Source organism: Mycobacterium sp. NGS68 (assembly GCF_059812195.1).
Genome location: NZ_JCALCE010000007.1, coordinates 229,415 through 237,721, shown reverse-complemented (window position 1 = coordinate 237,721; position 8,307 = coordinate 229,415). Strand labels below are relative to the sequence as shown.

Genomic DNA, 8,307 nt, shown 5'->3' with positions numbered 1-8,307 from the left:
AGAAAAAACACCCACGGCGACACCGAATGGATCCCCCCAGCCCACCTCGACCACGGCCAACCCCGCACCAACACCTTCCACCACCCCGAAAAGCTCACCGCACCACACGAAGACGACGAGCCCGGTTGACGCCGGGATAGCATTCAAATCTGGTCAGGCCCCGCTGGTCAGAATCGCCAGCGCGAGTTCGGTGATTTCGTCGTCCACCCCGACGTAGCGTGTGAGATGCCATGTGCGAGCGACGTCTTCGATGAGCGTGATCGCCGCGGCGACGAGCAGGCGCGCCTCGGTGGCCGTCGTCTTCGGCACCAGCCGGCTGATCAGTTCGATCCAGGCCCCCTCGCGGTCGGCCTTGTTTCGCAGGTAGCCGTCGCGCACCTCGGCGGACGCGTGCGACAGTTCGGTAACGCACACCGCCACCAGGTCGGGCGCCTCGAGACTGATCCGCACGTGACCTTCGACAAGGCTGCGCAACCGTTGCGCCGGTTCGGAATTCGCGCGCAGCGCGCGGATGGCTTCCAGGCCGCGCCACTCGTCGAGGCGGCGGATGAGCGCGTCCAGGATCGCCTGCTTCGACGAGAATGACCGGTACAGGCCGGGTCCCGCGATGCCCGCACCCTTGCCGATCTCGCTGGTGCTGACGGCGGGATAGCCCTGCGCGCGGAACAGCCGCGCACCGGTGGCCAGCAGGGTTTCGTAGCGCGAGAAAAGAACGTCGCCGCGGTGGCGTTCCGGGTCGGATGGCCGCAACTCGGAGACGGGAGGAGTGCGCGCCGCGGCCATGGATGCCTGCGAGAGGCATTGCTTGAGCTCTTCGGCGGGCAGGGTCAGGTTGTGTCCGCCCAGACCGGTCAGCGTGCTGGACACCGCCCACGCCCGCAGCTCCGCGTGCGGCGGGCTCAGGCCGGGCACCTCCAGCAGCACGTTTTCGCGGATGCCGGCGACGATCGCGTTGATGCGGCGCCGCACCTCGGCACGGTCGTCGTCGTTGAGGTAGCGGGCCTCGCGCTGCCACAAGACCATCAGGGAACGGGATTCGACGGCCGCGGCGATCAGGTCTGGCAGTTCGACGTTCAGCGGCCGCGGTGTCGGCTCCGCCCGGCCGTCGGTCAGGTTGCGCGCGCTCTGGTACTGATCCTGGCCCGCCCGGATCGCCTCGGCGAGCAACGCCTGCTTGTTGTCGTAGTGCCGATAGAGCGCCCGCGCGGTGACTCCGGCCGCATCGGCGATGTCTTCCAGTTTGACCGAATGGAATCCACGCTCGATGAACAGCCTGACGGCCTGCTCGAGGATCTGCTGCTTGCGGTCCTTTGGCCGGCGCTTGACGGGCTGAACGACGGTCTCCATCGACATGAATCCTGCCAGACGCGTGGCGCCTAGAGCTTCATCCCACTCTGGCGCTCGAAATCGGCGAGGTCGAAGTAGTCGCTGAACCGGCTGATCTTGCCGTTCTTCACCTCGAACACGCCCGTGACCGGCAGCACGACCTTGCGGCCGTCGTTCAAGGTGAAGTAGTCGATGCGCTCGGCGAGCACCAGCCCAGGCCCGGCGGCCAGCGCGACGACGTCGAGCTTGGCTTCGGAGAACGCGTCCAGGAACGCCTGGAAGGTCGCCCGGATCCCCGCGATGCCCTCGATCGGGCGCACCGGCACGTTGTGGTAGACCGCGTCGTCGGCGAAACCGCTGCAGATGGTTTCGAGGCTGCGCGCTTCCCACGACCCCAGAAAGTCGCGGACGAGCTTCTCGCTGGCTTCCTTGGTATCGGTCTTCGTATCGGTCATGCGAACAGCTCCTCAGCTCATCAGTACCGAACTACAAAAGTACATCATCAGCCGTATATACGCCATTACTAACACATTTGATGCGAGGAATACTGAGACCAACGCGTATCGTCGATAGACATAAGCTGGTAAAAGCGGCTGCGTCAACCCATTTCGGGAAGGCTGGCCAGCCGCACGTATGCCGAGGCAGCCTCCGCGCGATTGGTCGCGTTCAGCTTGCGCAGCACCCTCTTGACGTGGGACTTGACCGTGCCCGCCGAGATCACCAACTCGTCGGCAATCTGCTGATTGGTGCGGCCGGCCGCCATCAGCCGAAGGACCTCGACCTCGCGGCGCGTCAGAATCGTCATCACCCGGGTCTGCACCTCCGCCAAAGACCTTGCGGCGGGGCCACGTTCGACCGGCTCGATCTTGCGCAGGTCCAGGTCGGCGTCCTGCAGCGCCCGGGCGGCCTGGTCCGCGGACGCCAGCGCACGCAGCACCTCCGTGTGCTGGCGACGCATCCGCTCCAGCAGGACCGTGCGCTCGTAGGCGTAGCCGAAGCCCTCGGCGAACGCCCACACGGTGTCGCGGTCGATCTCGTCGACGACGCGCCCGGAATACAACCGGTCGGCGTGCAGGAACCCGATCACCTTGCCCGTGGGCATGATCGGTGCCGCGACGTAGGAGTGCGTCAGCGAGAAATCGATGATCGGCCGGTTGACCCGCGGGTCGTTGCGGGCATCACGCACGATCGCGGGCGCATGGCGGCGGATCATCTGAGTCTCGATCAGCATGTGGTCCAGCAGCGGCGCCACCGACTGGGCGAACGCGACCATCTTCTCCGCCCCGCTGGTGTCCTCCCCGAAATACGCCGATTCCATGACCATTCGGCCCTCGTGCACGCGAAAGAGCACGGCGCGGTCGAAACCACACGATTCCACCATCTCGCGCGGCGCACGGTCGACGATCGTGGCGACGTCGTCGACGGCGCGCAGCTTACTGAGTCCCTCCTGCACGGCCAGCAACGCGGACGTGCGTCGTTTGGCGCCGTCTTCGATCAACTCCCGTTCCAGCGAGCACAGGTCCAGCAGCGCATCCAGCGCGTTCAGGGCCCCCTCGCCGCCGCGCAACTCCAACGCGTTGCGCACCACGCTCGCCTTGGCGTCGATCGCCTCGGCCACCACCGCGAGCGGATCATCGCCCGCGTCCACCCCGCAGTCGCGGAACGCGTCCCGGTAGCGGCGCGCGGCGTCGGTCTCGCAGGCGGGACTGGACGCCCAGCCCGGGTGATCACCGTCGGCCAGCGTGCACTGTTCGTCAACGTTGACTACAACCACGGTGCTCACTGTCCTCCCGGAAGCCACGCGGTGCGGCCCAAACCGAAAATTCCTCTCCTACGGGGGCAGGAGTCCTCCCCAACGGGGGATCGATTCGCGCGCCGGCTTGCCGAAGGCTGGTCGACATGTCAGCGACCACCGTTTCGGCCCTCGAATTGCTCACCACACCGCAGGGCATCGCCAACCCGTACCCGCTCTACGACGAACTCAGGGCGCTCTCACCCGTCGCGGGCTACCGGGATTGGCCGCCCGGGACCGTTCCCGGCGCCGACGAGCCCGTCACGGCGTGGGCGTTGTTCCGCTACCACCAGGTCTTCGAGGCGGCCAGGGACAGCACGACGTTCTCGTCGCGCGATCCGCTGCAGGAGGCCTCGTCGGCGCCGAGCCTAATGCTGGTCAACACCGATCCGCCCAAGCATGAAGTGGAGCGCAAGCTGGTCAGCCAGGCGTTTTCGCCACGCCGCGTCAAGCGGCTCGAGGGCTGGCTGAACGAACTCGTGCCGCGACTGCTCGACGACCTGGGTGCCGGCGACGTCGAGGTGATGGAGTTCGCCGCCGAGGTTCCCACCCGGGCCATGGTCCGCCTGCTGGGCCTGCCCGACGGCGACCACGTCCGGTTTCGGCGGTGGGCCAACGCGTTCATGTTGTCGTCGTCGCTGACCCCGGAAGAGCGCATCGCCAGCAACGAGGAGATGGTGACGACGTTCGCCACCCGCCTCGCCGAGCACACCGCGCGACTGGCCGAACGCCCGACCACCGAGGACGTGGACGATGCGGAGGACCTGATCTCGGCACTGCTGCGCGCCGAGGTGGACGGTCAGCGACTGACGCCGGAGGAAATCGTCCGGTTCTGCGTGACCCTCGTGGTCGCGGGCAGCGAGACGACGACCTTCCTGATCGGCAACCTGCTGCACGCGCTGGCCCGCGAGCCCGAAGTCCAGGCGCGCGTCCGGGCCGATCGAACGTTGCTGAATCTCTTTGTCGAGGAGACACTTCGAGCCGACGGGCCTCCGCAACGCCTGTTTCGCATCGCCACCCGCGATGTCGAGATCGACGGCAAGCTAATCCGCAAGGGGGATTGGGTCGCCCTGTTCTTCGGCTCGGCCAACCGCGATCCCGCGGTGTTCCCCGACCCGGGACGTCTCGACATCGACCGGCCCAACCTTCGCCAGCAGCTCTCGCTGGGTCACGGCCTGCACTTCTGCCTCGGCGCGTCGCTGGCGCGGCTGGAGGTCATGGCGGTGCTGGGCGCTGTCCTCGACCGTTACCCGACGATCGCGCTGACCGACGACCCCGGCACCAAGCAGACCGCCAGCCTGCTCACCCACGCCTATGTCCGACTGCCGCTGCGTCTTTCATGAATGCGACACGCAATATCCAAGCCACCAAAGCCATTTACGCGGCGGTGCCCGCAGGGGACCTGCACGCCGCGCTCGCGCATCTCGATCCCGACGTCCGCATCACCTACTACGGGACCGAAAAGATCCCCTACGCAGGGGATTACCGCGGCATCACCGAAGCCGCGGCGTTCTTCGCGAAGGTGGGGGAGTCGATCGAGATCGTCGAGATGGAGGCTTGGAAGTTCATCGCCGAGGGCGACGATCTGGCCACTTGGGGCCGGCAGCGCTTCCGCAGGCTTGCCACCGGGCACGAATGGGAATCGGAGTTCGCGCACATCATCACGCTGCGCGAGGGCCGCTGGCTGCACTTCCGCGACTTCATGAATTCGGCCCTCACCCTGCAGGCATTCACGTGAAGGTTGTCGCCGACCGCGAGCTCTGCATCGCCGCGGGCATGTGCGTGATGACGGCCGACCAGTTCTTCGACCAGGACGCCGAGGGCATCGTGTTGATCCCCTCGGCTGAGGTGTCGGCCGGTGTGCAGCGCAGAGTGCGCAACGCGGTCCAACTGTGTCCGTCCGGGGCGCTGCGGCTGGTGGGCGAGTGACGCTCGGACGTCGACGGAGATCAACCGTCCGAGCGGTACTGGCAAGATACATCATTACATATAAGTGCGAATTTGCTTGCTTTTTTAGCGGAATTCAGTCGACCAAACGACGTATCACCTATGGACATGATGGCCACGTTCCGCGTACCCTCGCGGATGTCACTCGTCCACTTCGACCCGTCCCGGGGGGCAGCGTGAGCATCTCCACCCGACGACACAGCATCGAATCCGCGCGGTGTGCGGCGTCATGGTGATCACGCTCAACCGGGCAACGATTCCGGCATTCGGACCGGCCACCAAGCCGGTGCGCGCGCTGGGTGACTTCTTCGCGATGTCACTGGACACGTTCGTGGCGATGTTCCGGCCACCGTTCGCGTGGCGGGAGTACCTGTCGCAGTGCTGGTTCGTGGCGCGGGTGTCCACGCTGCCGGGGATCTTGATGACGATCCCGTGGGCGGTGATTTCGGGTTTCCTCTTCAACGTCTTACTGACCGACATCGGTGCCGCGGACTTCTCCGGGACCGGTTGCGCGATCTTCACGGTGGACCAGAGCGCGCCGATCGTCACGGTCCTGGTGGTCGCGGGCGCGGGCTCCACCGCTATGTGCGCTGACCTGGGTGCGCGCACCATCCGCGAAGAGCTCGACGCGTTGCGGGTGATGGGCATCAACCCTATTCAGGCGCTGGCGGTTCCGCGCGTGCTGGCGGCTACGACGGTCTCGCTGGCGCTGAGTTCGGTGGTCACCGCGACGGGTCTGATAGGTGCGTTCTTCTGCTCGGTATTCCTCATGCATGTGTCGGCGGGCGCGTGGGTGACAGGTCTGACCACGCTCACTCACACCATCGACGTCGTCATCTCGATGATCAAGGCGACGCTGTTCGGCCTGATGGCGGGACTGATCGCCTGCTACAAGGGCATGTCGGTCGGCGGCGGCCCGGCCGGCGTCGGACGGGCGGTCAACGAGACCGTGGTGTTCGCCTTCATCGTGCTGTTCGTCATCAACATCATCGTCACCGCCGTCGGCATGCCTCTGATGGTGTCGTGAGGTGATCCGATGACCGTGACGAAAACCATTGCTGCCGAATGGAATCGAATGGGATCGCAGATGCGGTTCTATGCCGTCACGCTGGCTGGCATTCCCGACGCCCTCATGCACTACCGCGGCGAGCTGCTGCGGGTTATCGCGCAGATGGGTTTGGGCGTCGGGACGCTCGCAGTCATCGGCGGGACGGTGGTGATCGTCGGATTCCTGGCGATGACCACCGGCGCAATCGTGGCGGTGCAGGGCTACAACCAGTTCGCCTCGGTGGGCGTGGAGGCCCTGACCGGCTTCGCGTCCGCCTTCTTCAACACCCGCGAAATTCAGCCCGGCACAGTGATGGTCGCGCTGGCGGCCACCGTCGGCGCCGGCGCCACCGCCCAGTTGGGGGCGATGCGGATCAACGAGGAAATCGACGCGCTCGAGGTGATCGGCATCCACAGCGTCAGCTACCTGGCGAGCACCCGCGTAGTGGCCGGAGTGGTGGTGGCCGTCCCGCTGTTCTGCGTGGGGCTCATGACCGCCTATCTGGCCGCCCGCATCGGCACGACGGCCGTCTACGGACAGGGCTCCGGCGTCTACGACCACTACTTCAACACGTTCCTGCGCCCCAGCGACGTGCTGTGGTCCTCCCTCGAAGTGGTCATCGTCGCGCTGATGATCATGCTGGTGTGCACCTACTACGGATACGCCGCACACGGCGGGCCGGCCGGGGTGGGCGAGGCCGTCGGGCGGGCCGTGCGCGCGTCGATGGTCGTCGCGTCGATCGCCATCGTGATCATGACGCTGGCGATCTACGGCCAGTCACCCGACTTTCACCTAGCGAGCTAGCGTGAGCCGCGGGCCTGGTGGACATCGTCTGCACGACGCGTGGTGGACGGCGATCCTGTTCGCGGCGATCGGCGTGGTGCTGCTGGTGACGGCGGTGTCCTTCAATGGCACCTTCCGGTCGTATGTGCCGGTGACACTGACCGCCGACCGCTCCGGGCTGGTGATGGACACCGGGGCGAAGGTCATGCTGCGCGGCGTCCAGGTCGGCCGGGTCAGCGCGATCGGCCAGGACCGAAATGCCAGCAGGCTCACCCTGGAGATCGACCCCGACCAGGTCCGCTACATCCCTGCCAATGTCGAGGCGCGGATCAGTGCCACCACCGCGTTCGGCGCCAAGTTCGTCGATCTGGAGCTACCCCAGGATCCAAGTCGCGCAAGGCTATCCGCCGGCGCGGTGCTGCACTCGAAGAACGTCAGCACCGAAATCAACACGGTCTTCGAGAACGTCGTCGACCTGCTCAACATGGTCGATCCGCTCAAGCTGAACGCGGTGTTGACCGCGCTGGCCGACGGCGTGCGCGGGCAGGGCGGGCGCATCGGCCAGGCGACCACCGACCTCAACCAGGTGCTCTCGGCGCTCAACGCCCGCAGCGGCACCCTGCGACGGGATTGGCATGCGCTCAAGGACTTCGGTGACACCTACCACGCGGCCGCCGCGGACATCGTGCGGATCCTGGACGCCGCCAGCACCACCAGCGGCACGGTGGTGGAGCATGCGAAGGCGCTGGATGCCCTGTTACTCAACGTGGTCGGACTGTCCAAGGCCGGAATCAACCTGCTAGGCCCCAGCAGGGACAACGTCGTAGCAGCGGTCAACATCCTCGAGCCGACCACCCGGCTGTTGAACAAATACAGTCCCGAGTACACCTGCTTTCTGCAGGGCGTCAAGTGGTATCTCGACAACGGCGGCTATTCGGCGTGGGGCGGCGCCGACGGCCGGACGCTGCAACTCGATGTCGCCCTGCTGTTGGGCAACGACCCGTACGCGTTTCCGGACAACCTGCCGTTGGTCGCGGCCAAGGGTGGACCCGGCGGGAAGCCGGGTTGCGGGTCACTTCCGGACGCCACCAAGAACTTTCCGGTGCGCGAGCTCGTCACGAACACGGGTTGGGGGACCGGGCTCGACATCAGGCCCAACCCCGGCCTCGGGCACCCATGCTGGGCCGATTATCTGCCGATAACGCGCGCCGAACCCAAGCCGCCCTCGATCCGTCAATGCATCCCCGGGCCGGCCGTCGGGCCCGACCCGGGCGGACCGCCCTACGGGGCAGCGCTTTACGGACCCGGCGGGGTGCCGCTGTGGCCGGGCGTCCCTCCGGCGCCGCCGCCCCCGAACCAATCCGGGCCACCGGCACCGTGATTCGCCAGGACACCAGTCACGAGGAGAGGA

Annotated in this window: 10 protein-coding genes; 7 read left to right on the top strand and 3 right to left on the bottom strand. The window is 66.5% G+C overall.

Annotated elements, in window-relative coordinates; genetic code table 11:
• The coding region (locus AC5Y5V_RS11120) for a hypothetical protein (RefSeq protein ID WP_499934236.1) at nucleotides 1–129 on the top strand (129 nt) is incomplete at its 5' end.
• Between the two features lie 24 nt (nucleotides 130–153).
• Here the strand turns inward: AC5Y5V_RS11120 and AC5Y5V_RS11115 are convergent.
• From AC5Y5V_RS11115 to AC5Y5V_RS11105, 3 genes are all read right to left on the bottom strand, one after another.
• On the bottom strand, nucleotides 154–1,347 hold the full coding sequence (locus AC5Y5V_RS11115; protein WP_499934167.1) for a TetR/AcrR family transcriptional regulator: 1,194 nt from the start codon (nucleotides 1,345–1,347) through the stop codon (nucleotides 154–156).
• A gap of 29 nt (nucleotides 1,348–1,376) precedes the next feature.
• A complete protein-coding gene (locus tag AC5Y5V_RS11110) occupies nucleotides 1,377–1,781 on the bottom strand; it encodes a limonene-1,2-epoxide hydrolase family protein (RefSeq protein WP_499934163.1) in 405 nt (134 codons plus the stop codon).
• Nucleotides 1,782–1,924: 143 nt separating this feature from the next.
• Complete coding sequence (locus AC5Y5V_RS11105; protein ID WP_499934159.1) at nucleotides 1,925–3,100, bottom strand: LuxR C-terminal-related transcriptional regulator; 1,176 nt, start codon at nucleotides 3,098–3,100, stop codon at nucleotides 1,925–1,927.
• A 125-nt stretch (nucleotides 3,101–3,225) separates the two neighbouring features.
• Here AC5Y5V_RS11105 and AC5Y5V_RS11100 point away from each other — a divergent pair, with 125 nt between their 5' ends.
• From AC5Y5V_RS11100 to AC5Y5V_RS11075, 6 genes are all read left to right on the top strand, one after another.
• On the top strand, nucleotides 3,226–4,461 hold the full coding sequence (locus tag AC5Y5V_RS11100) for a cytochrome P450 (RefSeq protein WP_499934155.1): 1,236 nt from the start codon (nucleotides 3,226–3,228) through the stop codon (nucleotides 4,459–4,461).
• Nucleotides 4,458–4,856, top strand: a complete 399-nt coding sequence (locus tag AC5Y5V_RS11095) for a nuclear transport factor 2 family protein (RefSeq protein WP_499934153.1) — start codon at nucleotides 4,458–4,460, stop codon at nucleotides 4,854–4,856. Before AC5Y5V_RS11100 ends, AC5Y5V_RS11095 begins: the two co-directional genes overlap by 4 nt.
• On the top strand, nucleotides 4,853–5,047 hold the full coding sequence (locus tag AC5Y5V_RS11090; protein ID WP_499934150.1) for a ferredoxin: 195 nt from the start codon (nucleotides 4,853–4,855) through the stop codon (nucleotides 5,045–5,047). The genes AC5Y5V_RS11095 and AC5Y5V_RS11090 overlap by 4 nt, the downstream gene beginning before the upstream one ends.
• 247 nt (nucleotides 5,048–5,294) lie before the next feature.
• Complete coding sequence (locus AC5Y5V_RS11085) at nucleotides 5,295–6,092, top strand: MlaE family ABC transporter permease (RefSeq protein ID WP_499934145.1); 798 nt, start codon at nucleotides 5,295–5,297, stop codon at nucleotides 6,090–6,092.
• A 9-nt stretch (nucleotides 6,093–6,101) separates the two neighbouring features.
• Nucleotides 6,102–6,917 carry an ABC transporter permease gene (locus AC5Y5V_RS11080; protein WP_499934142.1) on the top strand — a complete coding sequence of 272 codons (816 nt, stop codon included), beginning with the start codon at nucleotides 6,102–6,104 and terminating at the stop codon, nucleotides 6,915–6,917.
• Between the two features lies 1 nt (nucleotide 6,918).
• The gene (locus AC5Y5V_RS11075; protein ID WP_499934138.1) at nucleotides 6,919–8,277 is read left to right on the top strand and encodes an MCE family protein; all 1,359 of its coding nucleotides are present in this window, start codon (nucleotides 6,919–6,921) and stop codon (nucleotides 8,275–8,277) included.
• Nucleotides 8,278–8,307: the final 30 nt, after the last annotated feature.